At 67.3% G+C, this 24,570-nt stretch carries 22 protein-coding genes; 15 read left to right on the top strand and 7 right to left on the bottom strand.

The genetic code is table 11. The annotated features are described in order from the left end of the window. The first annotated feature begins 76 nt into the window (after positions 1-76). The 8 genes from G0Q01_RS19825 to G0Q01_RS19790 all read left to right on the top strand — a co-directional run bounded on the left by G0Q01_RS19825 (position 77) and on the right by G0Q01_RS19790 (position 9,423). The gene (locus G0Q01_RS19825) at positions 77-1,897 is read left to right on the top strand and encodes an ABC transporter ATP-binding protein (protein WP_108965001.1); all 1,821 of its coding nucleotides are present in this window, start codon (positions 77-79) and stop codon (positions 1,895-1,897) included. A 151-nt stretch (positions 1,898-2,048) separates the two neighbouring features. Further along, positions 2,049-2,873 (top strand): septum site-determining protein MinC, encoded by an 825-nt coding sequence (gene minC / locus G0Q01_RS19820; RefSeq protein WP_164191996.1) that lies wholly within the window; start codon positions 2,049-2,051, stop codon positions 2,871-2,873. 25 nt (positions 2,874-2,898) lie between these two features. Further along, positions 2,899-3,717, top strand: coding sequence for a septum site-determining protein MinD (gene minD / locus G0Q01_RS19815; protein ID WP_095882785.1), 819 nt, complete (start codon positions 2,899-2,901; stop codon positions 3,715-3,717). Further along, on the top strand, positions 3,714-4,013 hold the full coding sequence (gene minE, locus G0Q01_RS19810; protein WP_108965003.1) for a cell division topological specificity factor MinE: 300 nt from the start codon (positions 3,714-3,716) through the stop codon (positions 4,011-4,013). Before minD ends, minE begins: the two co-directional genes overlap by 4 nt. Before the next feature lie 205 nt (positions 4,014-4,218). Continuing rightward, positions 4,219-5,493 (top strand): Hsp70 family protein, encoded by a 1,275-nt coding sequence (locus G0Q01_RS19805; protein ID WP_164191993.1) that lies wholly within the window; start codon positions 4,219-4,221, stop codon positions 5,491-5,493. A gap of 117 nt (positions 5,494-5,610) precedes the next feature. Beyond that, positions 5,611-6,777 carry an acetylornithine deacetylase gene (argE, locus tag G0Q01_RS19800; protein ID WP_164191989.1) on the top strand — a complete coding sequence of 389 codons (1,167 nt, stop codon included), beginning with the start codon at positions 5,611-5,613 and terminating at the stop codon, positions 6,775-6,777. Then, on the top strand, positions 6,774-8,123 hold the full coding sequence (locus G0Q01_RS19795) for an FAD-binding oxidoreductase (RefSeq protein WP_164213754.1): 1,350 nt from the start codon (positions 6,774-6,776) through the stop codon (positions 8,121-8,123). Before argE ends, G0Q01_RS19795 begins: the two co-directional genes overlap by 4 nt. Before the next feature lie 136 nt (positions 8,124-8,259). Beyond that, positions 8,260-9,423, top strand: a complete 1,164-nt coding sequence (locus G0Q01_RS19790) for a M20 aminoacylase family protein (RefSeq protein WP_164191982.1) — start codon at positions 8,260-8,262, stop codon at positions 9,421-9,423. A gap of 150 nt (positions 9,424-9,573) precedes the next feature. Here the strand turns inward: G0Q01_RS19790 and G0Q01_RS19785 are convergent, their stop codons facing one another. The 4 genes from G0Q01_RS19785 to G0Q01_RS19770 all read right to left on the bottom strand — a co-directional run bounded on the left by G0Q01_RS19785 (position 9,574) and on the right by G0Q01_RS19770 (position 12,976). After that, entirely contained in the window at positions 9,574-9,738 is a 165-nt protein-coding gene (locus G0Q01_RS19785; RefSeq protein WP_159099562.1) for a hypothetical protein, read from the bottom strand. A 64-nt stretch (positions 9,739-9,802) separates the two neighbouring features. Further along, the gene (locus tag G0Q01_RS19780) at positions 9,803-10,846 is read right to left on the bottom strand and encodes an ABC transporter substrate-binding protein (protein ID WP_164191978.1); all 1,044 of its coding nucleotides are present in this window, start codon (positions 10,844-10,846) and stop codon (positions 9,803-9,805) included. Beyond that, positions 10,843-12,312 carry a sensor histidine kinase gene (locus G0Q01_RS19775; RefSeq protein ID WP_164191960.1) on the bottom strand — a complete coding sequence of 490 codons (1,470 nt, stop codon included), beginning with the start codon at positions 12,310-12,312 and terminating at the stop codon, positions 10,843-10,845. Before G0Q01_RS19775 ends, G0Q01_RS19780 begins: the two co-directional genes overlap by 4 nt. Further along, the gene (locus G0Q01_RS19770) at positions 12,305-12,976 is read right to left on the bottom strand and encodes a response regulator transcription factor (protein ID WP_164213753.1); all 672 of its coding nucleotides are present in this window, start codon (positions 12,974-12,976) and stop codon (positions 12,305-12,307) included. Before G0Q01_RS19770 ends, G0Q01_RS19775 begins: the two co-directional genes overlap by 8 nt. Before the next feature lie 205 nt (positions 12,977-13,181). Here G0Q01_RS19770 and G0Q01_RS19765 point away from each other — a divergent pair, with 205 nt between their 5' ends. The 4 genes from G0Q01_RS19765 (at position 13,182) to G0Q01_RS19750 (ending at position 16,623) form a co-directional block, all read left to right on the top strand. Then, positions 13,182-14,171, top strand: coding sequence for a tripartite tricarboxylate transporter substrate binding protein (locus G0Q01_RS19765; protein ID WP_164191955.1), 990 nt, complete (start codon positions 13,182-13,184; stop codon positions 14,169-14,171). Positions 14,172-14,260: 89 nt separating this feature from the next. After that, positions 14,261-14,692 (top strand): tripartite tricarboxylate transporter TctB family protein, encoded by a 432-nt coding sequence (locus G0Q01_RS19760; protein ID WP_164191952.1) that lies wholly within the window; start codon positions 14,261-14,263, stop codon positions 14,690-14,692. 13 nt (positions 14,693-14,705) lie between these two features. Next, positions 14,706-16,244, top strand: a complete 1,539-nt coding sequence (locus G0Q01_RS19755) for a tripartite tricarboxylate transporter permease (RefSeq protein ID WP_108965013.1) — start codon at positions 14,706-14,708, stop codon at positions 16,242-16,244. A gap of 202 nt (positions 16,245-16,446) precedes the next feature. Then, positions 16,447-16,623: a hypothetical protein gene (locus G0Q01_RS19750; RefSeq protein ID WP_159099563.1), complete on the top strand. Its 177-nt coding sequence runs from the start codon at positions 16,447-16,449 to the stop codon at positions 16,621-16,623. A 98-nt stretch (positions 16,624-16,721) separates the two neighbouring features. On the opposite strand, the gene G0Q01_RS19745 is transcribed toward G0Q01_RS19750, so the two are convergent. Beyond that, positions 16,722-17,471 (bottom strand): siderophore-interacting protein, encoded by a 750-nt coding sequence (locus tag G0Q01_RS19745; RefSeq protein ID WP_164213752.1) that lies wholly within the window; start codon positions 17,469-17,471, stop codon positions 16,722-16,724. Positions 17,472-17,486: 15 nt separating this feature from the next. Beyond that, positions 17,487-18,008: a PadR family transcriptional regulator gene (locus tag G0Q01_RS19740; RefSeq protein WP_235940280.1), complete on the bottom strand. Its 522-nt coding sequence runs from the start codon at positions 18,006-18,008 to the stop codon at positions 17,487-17,489. A 180-nt stretch (positions 18,009-18,188) separates the two neighbouring features. On the opposite strand from G0Q01_RS19740, the gene G0Q01_RS19735 reads away from it, so the two are divergent. The 3 genes from G0Q01_RS19735 to arsJ are packed head-to-tail and all read left to right on the top strand — an operon-like array spanning position 18,189 to position 21,330. Then, entirely contained in the window at positions 18,189-19,061 is an 873-nt protein-coding gene (locus tag G0Q01_RS19735) for a helix-turn-helix domain-containing protein (protein WP_164191943.1), read from the top strand. Continuing rightward, positions 19,058-20,056 (top strand): ArsJ-associated glyceraldehyde-3-phosphate dehydrogenase, encoded by a 999-nt coding sequence (locus G0Q01_RS19730; RefSeq protein ID WP_164191939.1) that lies wholly within the window; start codon positions 19,058-19,060, stop codon positions 20,054-20,056. The genes G0Q01_RS19735 and G0Q01_RS19730 overlap by 4 nt, the downstream gene beginning before the upstream one ends. Continuing rightward, positions 20,053-21,330 carry an organoarsenical effux MFS transporter ArsJ gene (arsJ, locus tag G0Q01_RS19725; protein WP_370457190.1) on the top strand — a complete coding sequence of 426 codons (1,278 nt, stop codon included), beginning with the start codon at positions 20,053-20,055 and terminating at the stop codon, positions 21,328-21,330. The genes G0Q01_RS19730 and arsJ overlap by 4 nt, the downstream gene beginning before the upstream one ends. A 105-nt stretch (positions 21,331-21,435) precedes the next feature. On the opposite strand, the gene G0Q01_RS19720 is transcribed toward arsJ, so the two are convergent. Then, entirely contained in the window at positions 21,436-24,570 is a 3,135-nt protein-coding gene (locus G0Q01_RS19720; protein WP_164191936.1) for an efflux RND transporter permease subunit, read from the bottom strand.

Raw genomic sequence — 24,570 nt, 5'->3', positions numbered from 1 at the left:
GTCACTCCGTGCTTGGGTTTGACAGTTTGTCGAAGCTGCCTTTAGCGTTTGCACTGATACAGACGGAGAGGCCGACATGCTGGACAACCCCATCGCGCGGATCGAAAGCCTGCGCGTAGAATTCGAGACAAAAGACGGCCCTGTGGCCGGTGTCGAGGATGTGAGCTTCGATATCGGGCCGGGCGAAACCGTCTGCGTCGTGGGGGAATCCGGCTCTGGCAAGTCGGTCAGCTCGCTCTCCTTGATGCGCCTGATCGAGTTCGGCGGCGGAGAAATCGCCAAGGGCCGCCTAATTTTTGATCGCAAGGACGGCGGCGAGACGGATCTGGCGAAGGCCTCCCAGGACGTCATGCGCGACATCCGCGGCAACGAGATCGGGATGATCTTCCAAGAGCCGATGACCGCGCTCAATCCCGTCTTCACCGTCGAGCGCCAGCTCACCGAAGGTCTGCGCGTGCACCGCGGCATGACCAAGGACGAGGCGAAGGCCCGGGCTCTCGAGTTGATGCAACAGGTGCGCATCCCCGAGCCCGAGCGTCGGCTGAAGCAATATCCGCACGAGCTCTCGGGCGGGATGCGCCAGCGCGTGGTGATCGCCATGGCCATGGCCTGCAAGCCGCGCCTGCTGATCGCCGACGAGCCGACCACCGCACTCGACGTGACCATCCAGGCCGAGATCCTTGCGCTGATGGACCGCCTCAAGCGCGAGACCGGCACCTCGGTGATGTTCATCACCCACGACATGGCGGTGGTGGCGCAGATGGCCGACCGCGTTGTGGTGATGTTCCGTGGCAGGAAGGTCGAGGAGGGCACGGTCGAGGAGATCTTCGAGCGCCCGCAGCACCCCTACACCCAGGCGCTGCTCGCCGCGGTGCCGAAGCTGGGGGAGATGCGCGGCAAGGCGCTGCCCGAGCCGATGCGCCTGCTGGGCCGCGAGCAGGACGAGATCAAGCCGATCCCCGGCACCGAGCAGCCTCTTCTGACCGTCGAGGGGCTGACCACGCGCTTCCCGGTCAAGGGCGGCTTCTTCCGCCAGACCGTGTCGAACGTCCACGCGGTCGAGGATGTCAGCTTCACCGTCAACAAGGGCCAGACCCTCAGCCTCGTCGGCGAGTCAGGCTGCGGCAAGTCCACCTGCGGGCGCTCGATCCTGCGGCTTGTCGAGCCGTTGAAGGGCAGGGTCGTTCTGGACGGCGTCGACGTGATGGGGCTCGGCCCGAACATGCTGCGGGATGCGCGGCGCGAGATGCAGATGATCTTCCAGGATCCCTTTGCCTCGCTGAACCCCCAGATGAACCTCGCCGACCAAGTGGCCGAGCCGATGCGCAATTTCGGCTCGCACAAGGGCAAGGAGATGATGGACCGCGTGGCCATGCTCTTCGATCGGGTCGAGCTGCCGCGCAGCTTCATGCGCCGCTTCCCGCACGAGCTGTCCGGCGGCCAGCGCCAGCGCATCGCCATTGCCCGCGCGCTTGCGCTCAACCCCAAGCTCATCGTCGCGGACGAGGCCGTCTCGGCGCTCGACGTTTCGGTGCAGGCGCAGGTGGTCAACCTGATGATGGAACTGCAGGCCGAACTGGGCCTGTCCTATCTCTTCATCAGCCACGACATGGCGGTGGTCGAGCGGGTCAGCCACAAGGTGGGGGTCATGTACCTTGGCCGGATCGTCGAGATCGGCCCGCGCGCGGCGGTTTTCGAGAACCCGCAGCACCCCTATACCAAGGCGCTGATGTCGGCGGTTCCGATCGCCGATCCGCGCCGCCGCAAGTCCGAGAAGGACCTCAATTTCAAGCCCATCCCATCGCCCATTCACCCGGTCGGATACGAGCCGGAGCCGAACGTGTACCAAGAGGTCGGGCCGGATCATTTCGTGCTTACTTCGGCGTCCGGCTACTAAGGGTTGTAGTCTCGTCACGGCATTTCTCTGCCGATGACGAGAAAATTAGGGCTTGGAGGTGGATCCCCGGACGTGGGATGATTATGCACGATGCAACGAAGCACAGACACGAATCTGTGCCAGGCCCGAGAGCAGAAGGCTAAGAACAAGCGTGCAGACAGACGTCGCCAGCGGCAACATCGATGGTGTCGGGACGACACTGAAACCCTTCCAGTTCCGGGGGCGGTTCCTGACCGCGCTCGCCCTGCGCCTCAGCACGGCCCCGGACGCCCGCTTCTACGAGATGCTGGCCGACCGGCTGGAGAAAACCCCGAACTTCTTCACCGACGCGCCGGTCATCATCGACCTCGAGCAATCCCAGGCCGAAGTGACCCCCGAGGCGCTGACCGAGCTGGTCGGCGACCTGCGCCGCCGCGAGCTTGCGGTCTTCGGCCTGCAGGGCGGGGATGAGGCGCTGCGCGCCGCCGCCGCCGGGCTGGGGCTGATCACGGTGACCGGCGGGCGCGATGCGCCGCTGCGCGGGGCGCTGCCGAGCTCCGAGCAGAAGCGCCCGAGCCGGGTGTTCCCCGAGCGGGCGCCCGCGCCTGAGACGCAGACAGCACCCGCACCGCAGCCCGAACCGGCGCCGATCCCGCAGCGCGTCGCGCCGGAGAACAAGATCGTCACCATGCCGGTGCGCTCGGGGCAGACGGTGATCGCCGACAAGGGCGATCTGACCGTGGTCGGCCCGGTGAGCTCGGGGGCCGAACTCTTCGCCGCCGGCAACATCCACGTCTACGGGCGCATGCGCGGCCGCGCCTTCGCCGGTATCGACGGCGATGAGAACGCCCGGATCTTCTGCCAGTCGCTCGACGCCGAGTTGCTGGCGATCGCCGGTCTCTACCGGACCTCGGACAGCCTCGGCGCCGATGTCCGCCACAAGATGGTGCAGATTTACCTCGAGGACGAGCGGCTGATCGTCGCGCCGTTCGGATAACCTCGGCATTCAACAGGAGCCGCCAGTGAGCAAAGTAATCGTTGTGACCTCGGGCAAGGGTGGCGTGGGCAAGACCACGTCCTCGGCTGCCATCAGCGCCGGTCTCGCATCGCGCGGGCACCGCACCGTCGTGATCGACTTCGACGTGGGTCTGCGCAACCTCGACATGATCATGGGCTGCGAGCGCCGGGTCGTGTTCGATTTCATCAACGTGATCCAGGGCGACGCCAAGCTGAACCAGGCGCTGATCCGCGACCGCCGGCTCGACAACCTCTACGTGCTGCCGACCTCGCAGACGCGCGACAAGGACGCGCTCACGCAGGAAGGCGTCGAGAAGGTGCTGAACGAGCTCCGCGAGGAATTCGACTACATCATCTGCGACAGCCCAGCGGGCATCGAGCGCGGCGCGCAACTGGCCATGTACTACGCCGACGAGGCCGTGGTCGTGACCAACCCCGAGGTCTCCTCGGTGCGCGACAGCGACCGGATGCTCGGCCTGCTGAGCTCGAAGACCGCCCGCGCCGAGCGCGGCGAGGAAGACCAGATCAAGAGCCACCTGCTGCTCACCCGCTTCGACCCGAAACGCTCGGGCGACGGCGAGATGATGTCGGTCGAGGACGTGCTGGAAATCCTCGCGATCCCGCTGCTCGGCGTGATCCCGGAAAGCCCCGCGGTCCTGCGCGCCTCGAACGTCGGCGTGCCGGTGATCCTCAACGAGAAGTCCCGCGCCGCCACCGCCTACGAGGAAGCCGTCGCGCGCCTCGATGGCGAGGACATCCCGATGAAGATCGAAGGCGAGAAGGTCCCGGGCCTGATGTCACGTCTCTTCGGGAGGAGCGCATGAATCTTTTCGGGTTCACCTTCAACCGCAAGCCCAAGTCCTCGGTCCAGGCCAAGGAGCGTCTGCAGATCCTTCTCGCGCATGAGCGCGGGTCGGGTCCCAGCGCCGATTTCTTGCCGCTGCTGCAGCGCGACATCGTCGAGGCGATCAAGCGCTACGTGCAGGTGAGTGACGATGCCGTTGGAATCCGCATGGATTCCATCGGCGACGTCTCCAGTCTCGAAATCAACATCGAGCTGCCCGCGGACCAGAAAGAGGCCGCCAAGGCCTCTGACAAGAAGGCCGCGGCGAAGGGCTGATCCCCCTCGCCGCAAGGCCGCCGAGAGCAGGCGCGTCCGGTCGTTCTCGCCGAGCGGTCCCAACGTCCCTCGGGAACGCCGCCACCATCCGCTGTGCGGCCTCCGCCAAGATTTAATTGCCCAGAAGAAGGGGCGGGCGTTTCGGCCTTGCCCCAGGTTTGCGTTTTCGGTAGCCGGGCGGCTTTCCATCCTCGGGGAGCATGTCATGGCTGATGCGGACTATTCGGGCGGCGACTGCCTGGCTGTCGATTTCGGAACCTCCAACTCGGCGGCGGGGATCGTCGAGCGCGGTGCGGTGCGCCTGCTGGAGATCGAGACCGGGGCCGAGACCCTGCCCACCGCTGTGTTCTTTCCCGAAGAGGGCGGCATGCGCATTGGCGCGGCGGCCTCGGAGGCGCTGATCGCCGGCGAGGAAGGGCGCTACATGCGCGCGCTGAAAAGCGTGCTCGGCACCACGCTCTTTCACGAAAAGCGACTGATCGGCGGGACGCGCCGCACGCTGGCGGACATCGTCACGGCGTTTCTTGCCGAGATGAAGACGCGGGCCGAGGCGCAGTCCGGGCGCCGCTTCACCCGCGCGCTCTCGGGGCGGCCGGTGCATTTCCACACCAGCGATGCAGAGCGTGACGCGCGGGCCGAGCAAGACCTGCGCGGATGTTATCTCGCGGCGGGCTTCGAGAGCGTCGACATGATGTTCGAGCCGGAGGCGGCAGCGCTGGCGAGCCGCATCGCCGAGGGCACCGGCGGTATCGGGCTCATCGTCGACATCGGCGGCGGCACCTCGGACTTCACCGTCTTCCGCAGCGAGGGCGACGGCATCGCCATCACCGCCAGCCATGGCATCCGCCTCGGCGGCACGGATTTTGACCATGCGGTCTCCATGCGCCACGCCATGCCGCTGCTGGGTCTCGGGGGCGAACTGCGGCGCGACTTCGGCGAGGGGCTTCTGCCGGTGCCGAATGCGCTCTACGTTGATCTCTCGACCTGGGCGAAGATCCCCTTCCTCTACAACCGCGACACCGAACGGGCAGTGGCCGACATGCTGCGCCACGCAGTCGAGCCACAAGCCATGAAACGCCTGCAGACGGTGATCACCGACGAGCTCGGGCACGAGCTGGCCTTCGCCGTGGAGCGCGGCAAGATCGAGGCCAACTCCGGTACGGCAGGCGCGCAGATCGCCATGGGAATGATCGAGCCGGGGCTCGGAGCGCGGGTCACGCCGGGCACGCTCAACGCGGCGCTTTCCGAGGCGCGAGAGGCGCTGCGCATAGCGATCTACGAGACGCTGATGCTGGCGCAGGTCTCGCCCGCGCAGGTGGACAGCGTGGTTCTCGTCGGGGGCTCGAGCCTGATGGCGCTGGTCGAGGGCGAAGCGCGGGCGGTGTGCCCGGGCGCCGCGCTGCGCCGCTCCGAGGCTTTCACAGCAGTGGTCGACGGGCTGGCCTGGGCCGCGTCGGGCCGGGGCGTCGCGCGCGGCTGAGGAACGGGCAATCGCGTCCTTTCTCGGCGCGAATACCGGGGCTTGGGCCCCGCTCCCCCTTGTGATCGGAACCAAGGCGCGTTTAGGTCTGCCGCAAAGACAGACCAAGGACGCCCCATGACTTCCCGGCTATCCCCGCGCGCGCTTCTCGAGAAGCTCGTTTCCTTTCCCACCGTGAGCAGCGGAACCAACCTCGATCTCATCGACTGGACCCAGGCGTATCTTGCCAGCCACGGCATCGAGAGCCACCGCCACGCCAAGCCCTCCGAGCCCGAGTTGAAGGCGGCGCTCTTTGCCCATGTCGGCCCCGAGGCCGAGGGCGGCGTGGTGCTGTCGGGGCACACGGACGTGGTGCCGGTCGAGGGGCAGGACTGGAGCTCGGATCCGTTCACGCTCACCGAGCGGGAGGGGCGGCTTTACGGGCGCGGCTCGACGGACATGAAGGCATTCGACGCTCTGGCGATCTGGGCGCTGGTCGAGGCACGGCACCGGGGCGTGACGCGGCCGCTGCAGCTGGCGTTCAGTTATGACGAGGAGATCGGCTGCGAGGGGGCGATCGATCTCGTGGCGGCGATGCAGGGGGTGGTGCCGAAAGCCAGCGCCGTGATCGTGGGCGAGCCGACCATGCTGAAGCCGGTGACTGGCCACAAGGGCGGCATCAGCTTCGAGGTGCATGTTCACGGCGTCGAGGTGCACAGCTCGATTCTCGAGACCGGCGTCTCGGCCATCATGTGGGGTGCCAAGCTCATCGACTGGTGCAACGCGGTCAACGCGGAGAACGCGGCTGGCGAGCCGGGGCCAGTGGCGGCGCTCTTCACCCCGCCCTACACCAACGTGCACGTCGGGCAGATCCGCGGCGGCACGGCGCAGAACATCACCGCCAAGGACTGCTGGTTCCCGCTTGGCTTCCGCGTGGTGCCGGGGGAGGACCCGGCCTATTGGAAAGGGCGGCTGCTGGACAAGGTCGCCGAACTGAACGCGGAAATGCAGAAGGTGCGCCCCGAGGCCTGGATCGAGGTCCGCGATGCCTTCCACCTGCCGCCCTTCGCCCCGACCGCGGACAACCGCGCCGAGGAGATGGTGCGACAGATCACCGGCGACAATGCCAAGCGCCACGTCAGCTACGGCACCGAGGCCAGCCATTTCCAGAACGGCGGCTACGACGTGGTGGTTTGCGGACCGGGCGACATCGGCATCGCGCACCAGCCGGACGAATATATCGAGGTCTCTCAGCTGGAGGCCGGGCAGGCCTTCATGGAGCGCCTGCTGGAGCGGTTGGCATGAGCGTGGTCTTCCCGTTTCGCGACGAAGGCCCCGTCGCCCACGAGGGCGCGCTGCCCGAGGCCGCCGATCTGGTGGTCATCGGCGGCGGTGTCATCGGCACCTGTACGGCGCTTTTTGCCAACCGTGCCGGGCTGAAGGTGGTGCTGTTGGAAAAGGGCCGCATCGCCGCCGAGCAGAGCTCGCGCAACTGGGGCTGGATCCGGGTGCAGGGCCGAGACATGGCCGAGATCCCGATTGCGCTCGAGGCGCAGGACCTCTGGCAGGAGCTGGATGCGCTCTGCGAGGGACGGCTCGGCATCCGCACTGTGGGCGTCGGCTACCTCGCCAAGAGCCGCGCCGAGATGGAGAATTTTGCCGGCTGGCTTGAGCAGGCCAAGCCGCTCGGCGTCAGCTCCGAGTTGCTGGATGCTGAGCAGACCAAGGCGCAAATCGGGGCCACGGACAGCCCTTGGGTCGGTATGTTGCACACGCCCACCGACATGAAGGGCGAGCCTTGGCAGGCGGTGCCCGAGCTGGCGCGGCTGGCGGCCTCGGAAGGGGTCATCGTGCGCGAGCGCTGCGCGGTGCGCGGGCTCGAGCGGAGCGGCGGACAGATCACCGGCGTGGTCACCGAGGCGGGGACGGTGCGCTGCGAGCAGGCGGTGCTTGCGGGCGGGGCCTGGTCGGGGCTGTTTCTCAAGCGTCACGGCATGTCGATCCCGCAACTCTCGGTGCGCTCGACGGCCATGGCCACCGCGCCGCTGCCGCAGGTGGTCAACAAGGCGGCGGTGGATGACGTGCTGGCCTTCCGGCCGCGCGCCGATGGCGGCTACACGCTGGCGCCCTCGGCCTTTTCCGAGCTCTTCGTCGGTCCCGACGCGCTGCGCCACGCGCGCCCCTACCTTGCGCTGGCCCGGCAGGGCAGCTTCGACGTGCACTTCCGGGCCAAGGCGCCGGCGGGCTATCCGGACGCCTGGGGCACGCCGCGCAGCTGGCGCGACGACGAGCAAAGCCCCTTCGAGCGGATGCGCATCCTCTCGCCTGAACCCAACGCGGGCAAGGTTGCCGCGACCCGCGCGCAGTTTGCGCAGCACTTCCCAGAGATGGGCGAGGTGCCGCTGCAGGCGAGCTGGGCGGGGATGATCGACGTCATGCCGGACGTGGTGCCGGTCGTCGATCACGTGGCGCAGATCCCCGGGCTGATCGTGGCCACGGGCATGTGCGGCCACGGCTTCGGCATCGGGCCGGGCTTCGGGCGGGTTGTCGCGGACATGGCGCAGGGCAGGGACCCGGGCCATGACCTGACGCGCTTCCGCCTGTCGCGCTTCTCGGACGGCAGCAAGCTGGTGCCCGGGCCGAACCTCTGACCGGCGGGGCGGGGCGCTGAACAAGACGGCGGCGCGCGCTGTTTTCCCTAGGGTCACGCCCGGCTCCGCTTGCCACGCCGCGACGCCGGTGGCAGGCTCCGCGCGAAATATGATCAAACAACAGGGACGCACTTCGATGCCCGTCAAGAACCGTTTCGCCGAGCTTCAGTCCGAGATCACCGACTGGCGCCGCGACCTCCACGAGAACCCCGAGATCCTCTTCGAGACCCACCGCACCTCGGCGCTGGTTGCCGAGAAGCTGCGCGCCTTCGGCTGCGACGAGGTGGTCGAGGGGATCGGCCGCACCGGCGTGGTGGGGGTGATCAAGGGCAAGAGCGACGCCTCGGGCAAGGTCATCGGTCTGCGCGCCGACATGGACGCGCTGCCGATCCTCGAGGACACGGGGCTCGACTATGCCTCGAAGACCCCGGGCGCGATGCACGCCTGCGGCCACGACGGCCACACCGCGATGCTGCTCGGCGCCGCCAAGTACCTTGCCGAGACACGCAATTTCGACGGCACCGCCGTGGTGATCTTCCAGCCCGCCGAAGAGGGTGGCGGCGGCGGCAAGGAGATGTGCGACGACGGCATGATGGACCGCTGGAACATCCAGGAGGTCTACGGCATGCACAACTGGCCCGGCGTGCCCGTGGGACAGTTCGCCATCCGCCCCGGCGCTTTCTTTGCCGCGACCGACGTCTTCGAGGTCACCATCGAGGGCAAGGGCGGTCACGCCGCCAAACCGCATGAGACGATCGATCCCACAGTCGCCTCGGCGCAGATCGTCACCGCCCTGCAGACCATTGCTGCGCGGAATGCCAACCCGGTGACCGAGATCGTCGTGTCGGTGACCAGCTTCGAGACCTCCTCGAAGGCCTTCAACGTGATCCCGCAGAAGGTCACGCTGCGCGGCACGGTGCGGACGCTGGCGCCCGAGAACCGCGATCTTGCCGAAACCCGCATCACCGAGATCTGCACCGGCATGGCCGCGGCGCTCGGCTGCGTGGCCACGGTGGATTACACCCGCAATTACCCGGTCATGGTCAACTCCGAGGAGCAGACCGAATTCGCCGCCGATGTGGCGCGCGCGGTCTCGGGCGATTGCGCGGATGCGCCGCTGGTCATGGGCGGCGAGGATTTCGCCTTCATGCTCGAAGAGCGGCCGGGCGCCTATATCCTCGTCGGCAACGGCGACACGGCGGCGGTGCACCATCCCAAGTACAACTTCAACGACGAGGCCATCCCGGCTGGCTGCTCGTGGTGGGCGGAAATCATCGAACGGCGGATGCCGGCGGCCTGATCGCACTGCAGGGGCGGTTTCGGCCGCCCCGCGCTTGTACCCAAGCGCGAAAAAGGGCGAACTCCGACCCCGTGCACGGCACGGACTTCCCCGGGATACCTTGGCTTAGAAGAATTGGAGGCCTCGGCGCGCCGCCTGTCGGGGCGCGGCTCAGAGTGGCTTGCCGGTCACCGACATGCCGCGGGAGAGATAGCCGCAGGCCTCGTTGATGCCCGCCGAGCAGGCCACCGAGAGCACCTCTGCCTCGGTTGGTTGTCTCGCGGCGCAGGCCGCCAGCGCCAGCAGCGCGGCGCCGAAGATGGCATGTCGCATCATGGCCCTGTCCTTGTTTGATCCATCAAGCCCGACTGCGGGCTGCATTGCAAGCGCCTGTGGTACCTCATCCCGCATCCGCCGAAAAGGCCTCGTCCCACAGCCGGAACAGCCGCTCGCGCGTGCTGCGGTCGAGCGCCAGAAGCAGCGGCGGCGAAAGCGCGATCAAGCGCCGGGCGCTTGGCAGCAGGCTGGTCTCGGAGGGATCGGTGGCGGCGACCAGCCCGAGATCGGCCAGCATTCCCTGCGCCTCAGGTGACAGCAGGAAATCGAGCAGCCGCTGCGCTGCCTCGGGGTGGGGGGCGCCCTTGGGAATCATGTAGGCGCGGGACATCATCAGCGTGTAATCCTCGGGCAGGATGATGCCGACGTTGGGTGCGGCGCGGGCCTCGGCGTAGGAGCCGAGCACGTTGTAGGCGATGTAGTAGCGCCCCTCCGAGACCCCGTCGATGATCGACAGCGAGCAGCAGGTGGCGATCGCCCCGATCCGCGAGAAACCCTCGAGCATGGCGCCGAATGTGGTGGCCTCGAGGCTGTCGGCATGGGCGAAGAGATAGCCAAGGCCGGAATCCTCGATGTCGTAGGTGGCGATGCGGCTGCGCAGCAGCTCGGGCTTCTTGCGCATCAAATCGAGCAGGGCGAAGCGGGTGCGCGGAACGTCTTCGGCCGAGAGCGCCTCGGTGTTGTAGATGATCACCGCCGGTTCCTCGGTGATCCCCCAGAGCTCGTCGCGCCAGCGCCGCTCGGCGGGCAGGGCGGTGGTGGCCGGTGAGCGGTAGGGATGGGCGCAGGCGGCGTTGACCAGCGCGAGCATGTGGTGCGCGCCCGACGAGAGCAGCGCGTCGGCGGGGGCGGCGCGCCCGGCGCAGGCGGCGCGGCTGCCGGCGTAGAGGTTGTTCGAGCCCCATTGCTCGTACCGCAGCGACAGGTCCGGGTTCAGCTCGGCGAAACGTGCGATCACCGGCTCGATGATGTCGATGTCGGTGGTCGAGCGCAGGGTGAGCTCGGTGGCGCCTTTGCCGAAACTCTCCACCCGCTCCTGCGCGGAGCCGATGCAGGGCAGGGCAAGCCCGAGGGCGAGCACCAGCAATGGCAGCAGGCGGGTCTTCATTCGGGCGCGTCCTCTTGCGGGGCGGCGGGCAGCAGCAGCGCGATGCGAAAGCCGCCGCCGGGGTATTCAAGCGCGATCCGTCCGCCGAAGGCCGCCGCCACCGAGGCGACGATGGCAAGGCCCAGCCCGGCGCTGTCTTCGTGAGAGGCGGTGCTGCGCTCGAAGCGCTGGCCGAGGCGGGCGGCAATTTCGGGCGCGGGACCGGCGCCTGCGTCCCTGACCCAGAGCGCCGCCTCGGTGCCGCGGAGCTCGGCGCCGATTGCGATGGGCGAGGCGCCGTGCTTCAGCGCGTTGACCAGCAGGTTCTTGGCGGCCTCTCCGACCGAGAAGGCATCGGCCCGGACCATCACCGGCTCCTCGCCGATCTCGAGCCGCAGCTCGGCTTCGGGCGCCAGCAGCTCGTGATCGCCGCGCTCGACCACCTCCAGCGCCACCTCGCGCAGGTCGAGCGGCGCGCGCGGGACGCTTTCGCTGCGATGGCTGACGAGGGCGCGCGACAGCAGCTGGTCGAGCAGCGATCCCAGCGAGCGGGTGCGGGTCAGCAGCCGGCTCAGCGCGCGGGCGCGCAGCGCGTCGTCGGGCTGGTCCTGCATCGCCTCGGCCTGCACCCGGATCGCCGCGACAGGGGTGCGCAGCTGGTGGGCGGCGTCCGAGATCAGGTGGCGCATGCCTTCCATCTGCCGGTCGAGACGGCCCATGAAGCGGTTCATCGCCTCGAGCATCACCGTCAGCTCGCGCGGCAGACCATCGGTGGGCACGGGGGTCAGGTCGTAGGGGTCGCGCGCCGCAAGATCCTCGGACATCGCCTCGAGCGGGCGCAGCGCCGAGCGGGTGACCAGCCAGGACATGACCAAGAGCGCGAGCCCCGCCAGCAGCATCGGCAGCACGGTGTCGAGCGTCAGCCCGAGGGCCATCGCCTGCCGCGCGCGCAGGGTCTGCCCAACGGTGACCGAGATGCTGCCCGAGAAGTCGCGCTCGGCGAAGCGGCGGGTGACCCGGACGAAACGGGCGGGTTCGCCGTTGAGCCGGGCGTCGAAGAACTCGGGGCCGGAGCTGGCGCCGCCGCGGCGGGCGGGGGGCGCGATGTCGGTCTCGTCGAGCCCGGTGATCAGCGTGTTGCCGGGGCCGCGTACGGCGTAGTGGATGCGGTCCTCCGGCGCCTGCGCCAAGAGCTCGAAGGCCGAGACCGGCAGGTCGACGATGGGCCGCCCGGACTGGATGTGGATCGAGCCGGCGATGTCCCGCGCCGCGCCCAGCAGGATGCGGTCGTAGGATTGCCGTGCCGCCAGCCGGCCGTTGTAGAGCGTCGCGCCCGCCACCAGCAACCCGCCGGCCAGAAGGATCAGCAACACCGCCTTGAGCACCCGCGAGGCCAGGCTGGGCGGAAGGCTGGGTGTCTGACTGGCTGGCACCTTGGGCGGCACCCTGGGCGGGCCGCTGGCGGAGGGGGGCGCAGGTTCAGCCATCAAGGTCGATCCGGTAGCCGATGCCGCGCTGGGTGGCGATGCCGACAGGGCTGCCCGCAAGTTTTTTGCGCAGCCGCGCAATGTAAAGCTCGATGGCGTTCACCCCGACGTCCGCGTCGCCAAAACCGTAGAGGGAATCATAGAGCCGCGCCTTGCTCAGGTAATGGCCCTGGTGGCGCAGGAAGACGCCAAGCAGCGCCGCCTCGCGGGCGGTCAGCTCGAGTCGCTTGCCGTCGAGGGTGGCGCTCTGCCCGGCGGGCGAGAAGGAGAGCGGGCCGAGCACGATCTCGGCGCCCTTCTGGTCGGCCTCGCGGCGGATCAGCGCCCGCAGCCGTGCCTCGAGCTCGCGCTGGTCGAAGGGCTTGCCAAGATAGTCGTCGGCGCCGAGGTCGAGGGCGCTCACCCGGTCGTCCACCGACACCAGCGCGGTCAGCATCAGCACCGGCGTGCGGGCCCCCGAGGCGCGCAGCTCGCGCAGGAAGCGCAGGCCAGAGCCGTCGGGCAGGTTGATGTCGAGCACGAGCGCGTCATAGGCCTGCACCGCGAGGAAATCGCGCGCCGCCTCGAGACAGTCTGCGACGTCGCAGACGATGCCCGACTGCGCCAGTCGCGCGGCGACGCCTTCCGCCAGATCGCTCGCGTCCTCGACCATCAGCACACGCATGAGACTCGTCCCTCCCCTCGGCCCCGGGCTGGTTGACGACGCGTCCACATGCGCGGGAGGGCATCTGACAGGTTCGTGACAGCTTCGTGGCTTAGATACACGTCTTAACCCGCAACCGGGGAGGCTGCAAAGCGCAGTCAGGTTCCGCGGGGAGAAGACGGCGCCGGCGCGTATCGGTTCGGCGGCCGACAATGAGGAGGATACCATGTTTATCAATGCAACCCGCGGCCTGATTGCCGCGACCGTTCTCGGCGTCTCGGCTCTTGCCGCCCAGGCTCAGGACTTCACCCCCGAGAACCCCGAGTGCATCGCGCCCGCCAACCCCGGCGGCGGCTGGGACTTCACCTGCCGCCAGGTCGGCAAGGAGCTTCAGGATCTCGGGCTGATCGGCAAGACCATGCAGGTCGTCAACCTCGCCGGTGGCGGCGGCGGCGTGGCCTTTGCCGAGGTGGTCAACAAGCGCGCGGACGACAATGACCTGATCGTCGCGGCCAGCTCGGCCACCGCAACCCGCCTGGCGCAGGGCGCCTACCCGGGCAACACCACCGACCAGGTGCGCTGGCTGGCCTCGATCGGCGCCGACTACGGCGTGATCGCGGTCTCGGCGGACAGCGAGATCGAGACGCTGCCGCAGCTGCTCGACAAGATCAAGACGGACCCGCGCTCGATCTCCGTGGCCGGCGGCTCGGCCGTGGGCGGCTGGGACCACCTGAAAGTGCTGATCGCGGCCTCGGCCTATGGCATCGAGGACGTGCGCACGGTCAAATACGTCGCCTTCGACGGCGGCGGCGAGGCGGTGACCCAGCTGCTCGCGGGCTCGGTGCAGGCCTTCACCGGCGACGCCTCGGAAGCCAAGGGCTTTGTCGACTCGGGGGACATCCGGGTCATCGCAGTGCTCGCACCCGAGCGTCTCGAAGGCGATTTCGCCGACTTCCCGACTGCCAAGGAGCAGGGCGTCGACGCTATCGGTGCGAACTGGCGCGGTTTCTACGCGCCGGGCGGCATGAGCGACGCGGCCTATGACGCCTGGGTCAAGAAGATCGGCAAGCTCTACGCGTCGGACGAGTGGAAGGAAATCATGGCCAACAACGGTCTTGCGCCGCTCGACCTTCAGGGCGCGGACTTCGAGCAGTTCGTCCAGAACAGCGTGAGCGAGATCCAGGACATCTCGCGCGAGATCGGCATCATCAAGTGATCTGATCCCACGCGCGCACCGGCGGGCCCCTGTCACTCCGGGGGCCTGCCGGACATATCTACCCTTCCACGCAAATTTCGGGGGACACCATGAGTGACCGCATCTTCGGCCTTTTCGGCCTGGCGCTCGCCATCTTCTTCGCCTGGGCCGCGCTGCAGATCGAGGAGAGCTTCCTCTCTGACGAGGTCGGACCCAAGGCCTTCCCGCTGATCATCGCCGCCATCCTCGGCTTGTCGTCGATCGTCATCGCGCTCCGGCCCGACGCTGATCCCGAGTGGCCCTCCCTGGGACGGCTCGTCGAGATCCTCGCGGCGGTCGTCGTGATGATCCTCTATGCCGAATTCCTGCCCATCGCGGGCTTCGTCACCGCCACCGCCGTGGCATCGGCTTATCTCACCTGGCGCCTCGGCAGCCCGGTGCTGTCGTCGCTGCTGATCGGCGTGCTGACCTCGGTCGGCATCTACGTGGTCTTCCATCTGCTGCTGGGCCTGTCGCTTGCCCGCGGCCCGCTGGGTTTCTGAGGAGGAGGCCGCAATGGACGTTCTTGCCAATCTCGGAGACGGTTTTGCCGTCGCCCTCACCCTGCAGAACCTCGGCCTCGCGCTGCTGGGCTGCTTTCTTGGCACCATCATGGGGGCGCTGCCGGGGCTAGGCCCGTCGAACGGCGTCGCGATTCTGATCCCGCTGGCCTTCACGTTGGGCCTTGGGCCCACGCCTTCGCTGATCTTGCTGACCTCGGTCTATTACGGCGCCATGTACGGCGGGCGGATCAGCTCGATCCTGCTGGGCATTCCCGGCGACGAGCCTGCCATGATGACCGTGCTCGACGGTCACCCGATGGCCAAGAAAGGTATGGCCGGCGAGGCGCTCTCGCTTTCCGGCATCGCCTCCTTCGTCGGGGCCTTTATCGCCACCTGGGGCCTGATCCTGCTGGCGCCGCAGCTGGTGAAGATCGCGCTGCTCTTCGGGCCGGCGGAGTATTTCGCGCTCTTCGCGCTCGCCTTCGCGACGCTGGGCGGGGTCTCCTCGACGAACCAGGCGAAGTCGGCCTTTGCCGCCATGCTCGGCCTTGGCCTCGCGATGATCGGTGTCGACACCCAGACCGGCGTGCCGCGCTTCACCTTCGGCGAGGTGCACCTCTATGACGGTCTCGACTTCCTCGTCGCCATCGTCGGTCTCTTCGCGCTGTCGGAAGTGTTCATCTTCCTCGAGCACCGTCACGGCGATGCCGATGCCACTTCGGGTCAGCTGAAGGTCGGCCGTCTGACCCCGCCCATGTCGATGATCAAGCAGTGCACCCCGACCATGCTGCGCACCTCGATCCTCGGCTTCATCGCCGGCGTGCTGCCGGGCGCGGGCGCCTCGCTGGGCTCGTTCATCTCCTACTCGATGGAGAAGCGCCTGGTCGACAAGGAGGGCACCTTCGGCAAGGGCGATCCGCGCGGCGTCGCGGCCCCCGAGGCGGGCAACAACGCCGCCGCCGGCGGTGCGCTGGTGCCGATGCTGGCGCTTGGCGTGCCCGGGTCGGGCACCACGGCGGTGCTGCTCGCGGTGCTGCTGTCGCTGAACATCACCCCCGGCCCGTTGCTCTTTGCCAACAACCCCGATGTGGTCTGGGGCCTGATCGCAGCGCTCTTCATCGCGAACTTCATGCTGCTTGCGCTGAACATCCCGATGGTGGGCATCTTCACCCGCGTGCTGATGGTGCCTCCGCGCATCCTGATGCCGGTGGTGGCGATGGTCAGCTTCGTCGGCATCTACGGCATCTCGGGCTCGAGCTTCGATCTGCTGGTGATGATCGGCTTCGGGGTGATGGGCTGGCTGCTGCGCAAGTTCGACGTGCCGCTGGTGCCGATCATCCTCGGCACGCTGCTCGGCAACACCATGGAGAACAACCTGCGCCGCGCCATCACCATCGACAACGGCAACTGGTTCACGCTTTTCGACAGCCCGCTGTCGCTGACGCTCTGGGCGATCGCCATCATCGGCTTCGTCATGCCGCTGATCGTTGGCCGGCTGGTGCGCGCCAAGATGCACGAGCGTGGCGACGACGAAGGTTCGATCGCCGACTGAGCCGCCGCACCCGAACCCTTGTTTGCCAGCTCTGCGCCGGCCCGCTTCCACGGGCCGGCGCTTTCCGTTTCCAAGGCGGGCGAGGCTGCGTGCCGCAGCGCAGCGTCAAATGCTGCCGCTGCAAAGGCGATGTCGAAAATGAAAATGCGGCATTGTGTCGCCACGGATCCGTGATAGCGTTGATTCCAAGGGAGGAACTATCATGGAACTTTATCTGATCGGCTTGGCCATTGGCCTTCTCATCATATCTCCGGTGATCGCGCTGATCCTGTTCGCCGGGATTGTCACGCGCAAGCAAGAGCGCCGGACACCGCCGTCGGGCGGCTCGCGGGCGCGGGTCGGCCTGCAGGGATTCGCGGCCCGCTACGCCAAACCCTGATCCCGGTCACGGGCGACGAGCATTACACAGCAAGAGGCCGGGCGCGGCGTGGCGCCCGGCCTCTGATTTTTGCACGGTAGCCCCTGGCAGGCCCGGTGTCAGTCGAGCGCCTTGTCGCTTGTGCCGGCGCCGCCCTTCACCCAGTAGCCCGCGGCCTTGAGCCAGTGCGGGGGATGCTGCCGCTCGTCGAGGAAGTGCAGCTTGAGCGCGCGGGCGACCTGTCCTTCGGCGGCGATCCAGACGAAGCCGCGGCCTTCCGGGAGGGTCAGCGCGCGGGCCGCCTCGAGCAGGATCTCCGGCTCATGCGCCTGAGCAACCGGACGATGCAGCCAGTGGGGCTTTTGGGTCGCGGCGCTCTCGAAGCGCTGCTCGTCTTCCGGCCCGGGCACCGCCGCGAGGGTGATCGCGGTGACACCCTCGGGCAACTCCTCGATGCGGCGGCCGATGGCGGGCAGGGCGGTCTCGTCCCCGATCAGCAGGTACCAGTCGAAGACCGGTGCGATCACCGCCGAGCCGCGCGGCCCGCCGATGCGCAGCGTGTCTCCGGGGGCGGCACTCTCGGCCCAGTCCGTTGCCGGGCCGGCATCGTGGATGGCGAAGTCGAGCACCAGCGTGCCCGCCTCGGCGTCGTAGCGGCGCGGGGTATAGTCGCGCATCTGCGGCTTGTCGGCCTCGGGGCCGGGGAAGAAAAGCTTGATGTGGTCGTCCGCGCCGAGGCTGGTGAAGCCGTCGAGCTCGGGCCCGTCCAGCGTGATGCGGATCATGTGAGGGGTGAGTCGTTCGGTCTCGCGCACCCTCAGGGTGCGGCGCTTCAGCTCGTGCTTGTGGCGTGTGATGACATTTTCCATGGGCAGTCCCTGCTGTCAGCTTTCGTCTGCGGGCGCATCCGGCGTGTCGCCTGCGATGGCCCGGGCGGTGTCTCGTAGCTGCGCGGCAAGCGTGGCGATGAGCGTGTCGTCGGCACCCTCCGCCGCCATCCGGCGGCGCAGGGCAATCTTGATCTCGTCCATGGCGGCAACGATCTCCTTCGGCGCGTTGCCCCGGTGGAAGGCCGGGGGCTTGCGGGCCAACAGGTCGTCCGCCGCTGCGCGGTTGGCTGCGAGAAAGGCCGCGCCCTCGGCGGTCAGCCGGGCGCGCTTTCGACCGCTCTCGTCGGGCTCGACTTGCGCATAGCCCATGTCTTCCAGCCACGACAGGGTGGGGTAGATGACGCCGGGACTGGGGGTGTAGGCGCCGTCGAAGCGCGCGTCGATGGCCTTGATCAGCTCGTAGCCATGGCGCGGCTGTTCGGCGATCATCGACAGGATGAGCAGGCGCAACTCGCCGTATTCGAAGAGGCGCCTGGTCCGCCTGCCGCCGCGATGTCCGTCCGTGTCCCGTCGCATGCCCTGTCTCGCGCCCATACATTTGGGGTAAATTTCGATATATCGGAAGATAAGATATATCTGGAAAAGTGCAAGATGCCGCGAGGGCTCGCTGTCGAGAGGCCCTGGAGATGCGCGTTGCGCGCGCGTGTCATGAAACTGTCACTTCCGCAGTCCCTATAATTCATATATTCATGAAATATGGAAAAAGAGATTCCCGACCGCCTCATGACCCTCGGCCACCCGCAGCGGCTGGCGCTGTTCCGGCTGCTCATGCGCCGCTACCCCGACCGCCTGCCGGCCGGCGAGATCGCCGAGGTGCTGGAGGTGAAGGCCAGCACGCTTTCGACCTATCTCGCCGCGCTGATGCGTGCCGGGCTGGTGACCCAGGAACGCGCGGGCACCTCGCTGCTTTACGCGGTCGACATGAAACAGGTGCAGGACACCTTCGACTACCTGCTGCGCGACTGCTGTCGCGGGCGCCCCGAGATCTGCTCCCCGAGCCCGCTTTTCGCACCAGAAGGAACCGCCCCGATGACCACCCAAGGTCCTGACCGCAAATACAACGTCCTGTTCATCTGCACCGGAAATTCCGCGCGGTCGATCTTTGCCGAAACGCTGCTGCGCGAAATCGCCGGTGACCGGTTCAACGCCTATTCGGCGGGGACGAAACCCAGCTCCGAGCTGAACCCCGTTGCCGTCGAACTGCTGCGCCAGAAGGGCCATGACATTGCGGCACTGCGCGCCAAGAATGTCTCGGAATTCTCGGGCGAGGGCGCGCCGGACCTCGATTTTGTCTTCACCGTCTGCAACCAGGCGGCCAACGAGGACTGCCCGGCCTGGGACGGCCAGCCGATCTCGGGCCATTGGGGTATGCCTGACCCGGTGAAGGCGACCGGCACCGAGGCCGAGAAGATGCTCGCCTTCCAACAGGCCTATGGTGCGCTCAAGCACCGGATCGAGGCCTTCACCGCGCTGCCCATTGACCAGCTCGACCGCATCTCGCTGCAGGCTGCTGTCGACAAGATCGCACAGTTCGCCCCGACCCAGACATCCCCGGAAGAAGACGCATGACCACATTTGCCCTGAACGGCCTCGGCCGCATCGGAAAACTCGCCCTGAAGCCCCTGCTCGAGAAGGGGGCGAAGATCGCCTGGATCAACGACGCCGTGGGCGATCCGGCGATGCACGCGCACCTGCTGGAGTTCGACACGGTGCACGGGCGCTGGAACGCCGAGTTCTCGCACGATGCGCAGAGCGTGACGGTGGATGGCACACGGCTTCCCTTCATGGGCACCCGTGATCTCTCGGCGCTGCCGCTCGACGGGGTGGACGTGGTCATCGACTGCACCGGCGTCTTCAAGTCCGAGGCGGCGCTCGCGCCCTATTTCGCGGCGGGGGTGAAGAAGGTCGTGGTCTCCGCTCCGGTCAAGGACGGGGCAACCGCCAATATCGTCTACGGCGTCAACGACGGCACCTATGATCCGGCGCGGCACAGCATCGTCACCGCGGCCTCCTGCACCACCAACTGCCTCGCGCCGGTGGTCAAGGTGATCCATGAGAACCTGGGTATAAGGCACGGCTCGATCACGACAATCCACGACGTGACCAACACGCAGACCATCGTCGACCGGCCCGCCAAGGACCTGCGGCGCGCGCGCTCGGCGTTGAACTCACTGATCCCCACGACCACCGGTTCGGCCACCGCGATCACCCTGATCTACCCCGAGCTGAAAGGGCGGCTGAACGGCCACGCGGTGCGGGTGCCGCTGCTCAACGCTTCGCTGACCGACTGTGTCTTCGAGGTGGAGCGCGCGACCAGCGCCGCGGAGGTGAACGCGCTTTTCGAGGCGGCGTCGAAGGGCGCGCTGAAGGGCATCCTCGGCTACGAAGAGCGCCCGCTGGTCTCGTCGGATTACACCAACGACACCCGCAGCGCGATCATCGACGCGCCCTCGACCATGGTGGTGAACGGCACGCAGGTGAAGGTTTACGCCTGGTACGACAACGAGATGGGCTACGCGCACCGGCTGGTGGACGTGGCGCTGATGGTCGGGGGGCGGATGTGAGCGTGCAGGCCGAAGGCAGACCCGAGGGCCTCTCGGCCTATATCGCCGTCACCGCCGCCTACTGGGCCTTCATGCTCACCGACGGCGCGCTGCGGATGCTGGTGCTGCTGCATTTCCACAGCTTGGGCTTCAGCCCGGTGCAACTGGCCTATCTCTTCGTGCTCTACGAGATCGCCGGGATGGTTACCAACCTCTCGGCGGGCTGGATCGCGGCGCGCTTCGGGCTGACCTCGACGCTCTACGCGGGGCTCGGGTTGCAGGTGGCGGCGCTGCTGGCGCTGACCCAGCTCGACCCTTCGTGGAGCATCGGCGCCTCGGTCGTCTTCGTCATGTGCGTGCAGGGCGCCTCGGGGGTCGCCAAGGACTTGGCCAAGATGTCCTCGAAGTCGGCGGTCAAGCTGCTGGCGCCCTCGGAACGGGGCGGACTCTTCCGCTGGGTCGCGGTGCTCACCGGCTCGAAGAACGCGGTGAAGGGGGTCGGCTTTTTGCTCGGGGCGGCGCTGCTGGCGTCGCTCGGCTTCAAATGGGCGGTGCTGGCCATGGCGTTGGTGCTTGCGGTGATCCTCATGGCGGTCTGCGTCTTCATGCCCGGCGGCTTGCCGAAGGGCCGCAAGGGAGCGAAATTCTCCGAGGTCTTCTCGAAGTCGGCCAACGTCAACTGGCTGTCGGCGGCGCGGGTGTTCCTTTTCGGCGCGCGCGACGTGTGGTTCGTGGTCGGCATCCCGATTTATTTCTACGCGGTGCTCTCGGACGGCAGCGAAGAGGGCAACCGCGCGGCCTTTTTCATGATCGGCACCTTCATGGCAGTTTGGATCATCCTTTACGGCGCGGTGCAGGCGGCGGCGCCGCGCATCCTGCGCGCCAAAACTCGCCCCGAGGCCGAGCTGATCCGAGCCGCGCGGGGTTGGGCGGCGGCGCTCTTCGTGGTGCCGGCTGCGCTGACCGTGGCGGTGCTGCTATCGCCCGGGCCGCAAATGTGGCTGACTGTGGTGCTGGTCGTCGGCCTGCTGGTCTTCGGCGCGATCTTCGCGGTGAACTCCTCGCTGCATTCTTACCTGATCCTCGCCTTCACCAAGTCCGAGCGGGTGACCATGGACGTCGGCTTCTACTACATGGCCAATGCCGGAGGGCGGCTGATCGGCACGCTGCTCTCGGGGCTGACCTATCAGCTCGGAGGCCTGCCGCTGGTGCTTGGCACGGCGGCGGGAATGGTGGCGCTGGCAGCGCTGGTCTCGGGGCGGCTGAGCGCCGAAGTGCATGAGGTGGCGGTCTAGGCGCGCGACCGGCGGCTTCGACTTGTTTCGCTCGGGTAAGGTGCTGATCGAAATCTACAAAGGCCCGGGCGCTGTGCCCGGGCCTTTCCTGATTGCCACGACGTCTCACACCACCGGCGGCGTCCGTCCCCGGTGGATTTTCTCGCGCAGCCCCTGGATGATCTTGAAGAACACCGGCCCGAAGATCGCCCCCAGCACCGCCGAGGCGATCGCCCCGCCGAAGACCGCCAGCCCCAGCGACACCCGGCTCGCTGAGCCCGCACCCGAGGCGATGACCAGCGGGTAGACCCCGACCGCGAAGGCCAGCACCGTCATCATCACCGGGCGGAAGCGCAGCCGCGCCGATTGCATCGCGGCCTCGTGCAGTTCCAGCTCCGCCGCTTCGCGCTGCTGTTTGCCGAACTCCACGATCAGGATCGCCGTCTTCGCCGCCAGCGCGATCAGCATCAGAAGGCCGATCTGCCCGTAAAGACTGAGCGGTTCACCCGCGATCCTCAGCGACACCAAAGCCCCCAGCACCGCGAAGGGCACGGTGAGCAGCACCGCGACTGGCGTCAGGAAGCTTTCGTAGAGCGCCGCGAGGAACAGGAAGGTGAACACGAGGCTCAGCCCCAGCGCGATCGGCACCGCGTTGCCCGAGGCGCGCTCTTCGCGCGACGAGCCGGTCCATTCGTAGCGGAACCCCTCGGGCAGGGCGGTTCCGGCGACCGTCTCGAAACTGTCCATCGCATTGCCGGTGCTGAAGCCGCCGGCGGAGTTGGGAATGCCGGTGACCGTGGCCGAGTTGTAGGTGTTGTAGCGATAGAGCACGTCCGGCCCGGTGGTCGGCACCGGGGTGATCACCGTCGAGAGCGGCACCATGCCGCCCTCGCTGTTGCGCACGTAGAGTGTGTCAAAGGCGCGCTCGTTCTGGCGGAACTCGGCGTCGGACTGGATCATCACCTTGTAGGACTGGCCAAAGACGTTGAAGTCGTTGATGTAGAGCGCCCCAAGCTGGGCCTGAAGGGTCAGGAAGATGTCAGAGATCTGCACCCCCAGCGTCTTTGCCCGCACCCGGTCGATGTCGAGGAAGAGCTGTGGCGCGTCGGCCTTGAAGGTGGAATAGGCCAGCGCGATCTCGTCGGCGCCATTGGCGGCGGCGAGGAAAGTTTGCAGCGCCGCGGTCATTTCGTCGGGCCCGCGTCCCTGCGTGTCCTCGAGCACGAAGGAAAGACCCTCGACCGCGCCGATGCCCGGCAGCGCGGGCGCACCGAAGATGATCGTCTTTGCCTCGGGCATGTCTGCAAACATCCGGGTGAACTTCTGCTGCAGGAAGGGCTGGCTGCTTTCCTCGGTGGTGCGCTCGCTCCACTCCTTGAGCTTGACGATGATCATCCCCGCGTTCGACTGCAGCGCCGAGTTGAGGATCGAGTAGCCATTCACCGAGAGCACGTTTTCGACCGCCTCATCCTCTCCGAGCGCGTCGGTGAGCCGGTCCATGATCACCTCCGTGCGGTTCAAAGACGCGCCCGAGGGCAGTTGCACGTCGACCATGAAGAAGCCCTTGTCCTCGGTCGGGATGAAGCTGGTCGGCGTGGTGGTGAAGAGCGTGTACATGGCGAAGAACAGCGCTGCGGCGATGGCGATCGCGATGATCGCATTGCGGGCGAGGAAATCGACGATGGCGCTGTAGACCCGCGTCACCCAGTCGAACCCCTTGTTGAAGCCGCGGATGACGAAGTTCGGGTGCATCCCCGGCTTCATCAGCACCGAGGCCAGCGCCGGGCTCAGCGTCAGCGCGTTGATCATGGAGATCAGCACCGAGACGGTGAGCGTCGCGCCGAACTGGCTGAACATGCGCCCGGTGATGCCGGGCAGCAGCAAAGTCGGGCCGAAGACCGCCGCAAGCACCAGCGAGGTTGCGACGATCGGCCCCGTCACCTCTGCCATGGCGCGTTTGGTCGCCTCGACCGAGCCGATCTCGGGATGCTCGTGCAGGATGCGCTCGACGTTCTCGACGACGATGATGGCATCGTCCACCACCAGCGCGATGGCGAGGATGAGGGCAAAGAGCGTCACCGTGTTGATCGTCATGCCGAAGGCGTAGAGCACCGCCAATGTGCCGATGATCGACACCGGCACGGCGATGGTCGGGATCAGCGTCGCGCGCACCGAACCGAGGAAGATGTAGGTCACCGCCACCACCAGCAGGATGGTGAAGATCATGGTGATCACCGTCTCTTCGAGCGAGGCCTCGATGAACAGCGTGGTGTCGTGGCCGATGACGTAATCGACGCCCTCGGGGAAGTACTGCTTCAGCTCCTCCATCTTCTCGCGCACCGCCTCGGCCACCTCCAGCGAGTTCGCCTCGCTCAGCTTGTAGACCGCCAGCAGCACGCCGGGCTGGTTGTTGAACTCGCCGTAGCCCTTGTACGCAAAGGCACCGAGCTCGATCCGCGACACGTCGCGCAGGCGCACCACCGAGCCCGCGTCATTGGCGGACAGGATGATATCACCGAATTCCTCTTCGGTTTCGAGCCGGCCCTTGGTGGTCAGCACGTATTGGAACTGGGTGTCCTCCGCGGCCGGGGCGGCGCCGAGCGAGCCGACGGCGGCCTGCACGTTCTGCTCCTTCACCGCCGCGACGATCTCGTTGACCGTGAGATTGTGGTTGGCCATCTGCACCGGGTCGAGCCAGGCCCGCATGCCGTAGTCCAGCGCGCCGATGTTCTCGGCGGCGCCGACACCGGCGATGCGCGCCAACTCGCCCTCGACGTTGATCGAGGCGTAGTTCGACAGGAAAAGACCGTCGAAGCGCCCGTCGGGCGAGATGATGTCGACCACCATCAGGATGTCGGGATTGCGCTTGCGCACCCGGATGCCGCGCTGGCGGACCTCTGCAGGCAGAGAGGGTTCGGCCAGCGCCACCCGGTTCTGCACGTCGACCTGCGCCAGATCGGCGTCGACGCCGGTCTCGAAGGTCACGGTCAGCGTGTAGGAGCCGTCCGAGGCGGCCTTGGATTCCATGTAGGCCATGCCCTCGGCGCCGTTCACCTCGTCCTCGATGGGCGCGGCGACAGCCTGCAGCAGGGTTGCCGCGTCGGCACCGGGGTAGTTCGCGCGGACCACGACCTTGGGCGAGGTGATGTCTGGATACTGGTCGATGGGCATCACGGTCAGGGTCAGAAGACCGAACAGCGTGATGAGCATGGAAAGGACAAAGGCGAACTTGGGCCGCCTGATGAAAAATAGAGGTCCCAT

This window comes from Salipiger sp. PrR007, from assembly GCF_010499845.1.
Classification (GTDB): Bacteria; Pseudomonadota; Alphaproteobacteria; order Rhodobacterales; family Rhodobacteraceae; genus Salipiger; species Salipiger pacificus_A.
This window is presented reverse-complemented; position numbering and strand designations above follow the sequence as displayed.

What these genes read in the sequence shown, in the direction of transcription:
- G0Q01_RS19825 (WP_108965001.1), top strand. Translation starts at nt 77, where the DNA reads ATGCTGGACAACCCCATCGCGCGGATCGAAAGCCTGCGCGTAGAATTC.
- minE (WP_108965003.1), top strand. Translation starts at nt 3,714, where the DNA reads ATGAATCTTTTCGGGTTCACCTTCAACCGCAAGCCCAAGTCCTCGGTC.
- G0Q01_RS19805 (WP_164191993.1), top strand. Translation starts at nt 4,219, where the DNA reads ATGGCTGATGCGGACTATTCGGGCGGCGACTGCCTGGCTGTCGATTTC.
- argE (WP_164191989.1), top strand. Translation starts at nt 5,611, where the DNA reads ATGACTTCCCGGCTATCCCCGCGCGCGCTTCTCGAGAAGCTCGTTTCC.
- G0Q01_RS19795 (WP_164213754.1), top strand. Translation starts at nt 6,774, where the DNA reads ATGAGCGTGGTCTTCCCGTTTCGCGACGAAGGCCCCGTCGCCCACGAG.
- G0Q01_RS19790 (WP_164191982.1), top strand. Translation starts at nt 8,260, where the DNA reads ATGCCCGTCAAGAACCGTTTCGCCGAGCTTCAGTCCGAGATCACCGAC.
- G0Q01_RS19785 (WP_159099562.1), bottom strand. Translation starts at nt 9,738, where the DNA reads ATGATGCGACATGCCATCTTCGGCGCCGCGCTGCTGGCGCTGGCGGCC.
- G0Q01_RS19780 (WP_164191978.1), bottom strand. Translation starts at nt 10,846, where the DNA reads ATGAAGACCCGCCTGCTGCCATTGCTGGTGCTCGCCCTCGGGCTTGCC.
- G0Q01_RS19775 (WP_164191960.1), bottom strand. Translation starts at nt 12,312, where the DNA reads ATGGCTGAACCTGCGCCCCCCTCCGCCAGCGGCCCGCCCAGGGTGCCG.
- G0Q01_RS19770 (WP_164213753.1), bottom strand. Translation starts at nt 12,976, where the DNA reads ATGCGTGTGCTGATGGTCGAGGACGCGAGCGATCTGGCGGAAGGCGTC.
- G0Q01_RS19765 (WP_164191955.1), top strand. Translation starts at nt 13,182, where the DNA reads ATGTTTATCAATGCAACCCGCGGCCTGATTGCCGCGACCGTTCTCGGC.
- G0Q01_RS19760 (WP_164191952.1), top strand. Translation starts at nt 14,261, where the DNA reads ATGAGTGACCGCATCTTCGGCCTTTTCGGCCTGGCGCTCGCCATCTTC.
- G0Q01_RS19755 (WP_108965013.1), top strand. Translation starts at nt 14,706, where the DNA reads ATGGACGTTCTTGCCAATCTCGGAGACGGTTTTGCCGTCGCCCTCACC.
- G0Q01_RS19750 (WP_159099563.1), top strand. Translation starts at nt 16,447, where the DNA reads ATGGAACTTTATCTGATCGGCTTGGCCATTGGCCTTCTCATCATATCT.
- G0Q01_RS19745 (WP_164213752.1), bottom strand. Translation starts at nt 17,471, where the DNA reads ATGGAAAATGTCATCACACGCCACAAGCACGAGCTGAAGCGCCGCACC.
- G0Q01_RS19740 (WP_235940280.1), bottom strand. Translation starts at nt 18,008, where the DNA reads ATGCGACGGGACACGGACGGACATCGCGGCGGCAGGCGGACCAGGCGC.
- G0Q01_RS19735 (WP_164191943.1), top strand. Translation starts at nt 18,189, where the DNA reads ATGGAAAAAGAGATTCCCGACCGCCTCATGACCCTCGGCCACCCGCAG.
- G0Q01_RS19730 (WP_164191939.1), top strand. Translation starts at nt 19,058, where the DNA reads ATGACCACATTTGCCCTGAACGGCCTCGGCCGCATCGGAAAACTCGCC.
- G0Q01_RS19720 (WP_164191936.1), bottom strand. Translation starts at nt 24,570, where the DNA reads ATGGGACCTCTATTTTTCATCAGGCGGCCCAAGTTCGCCTTTGTCCTT.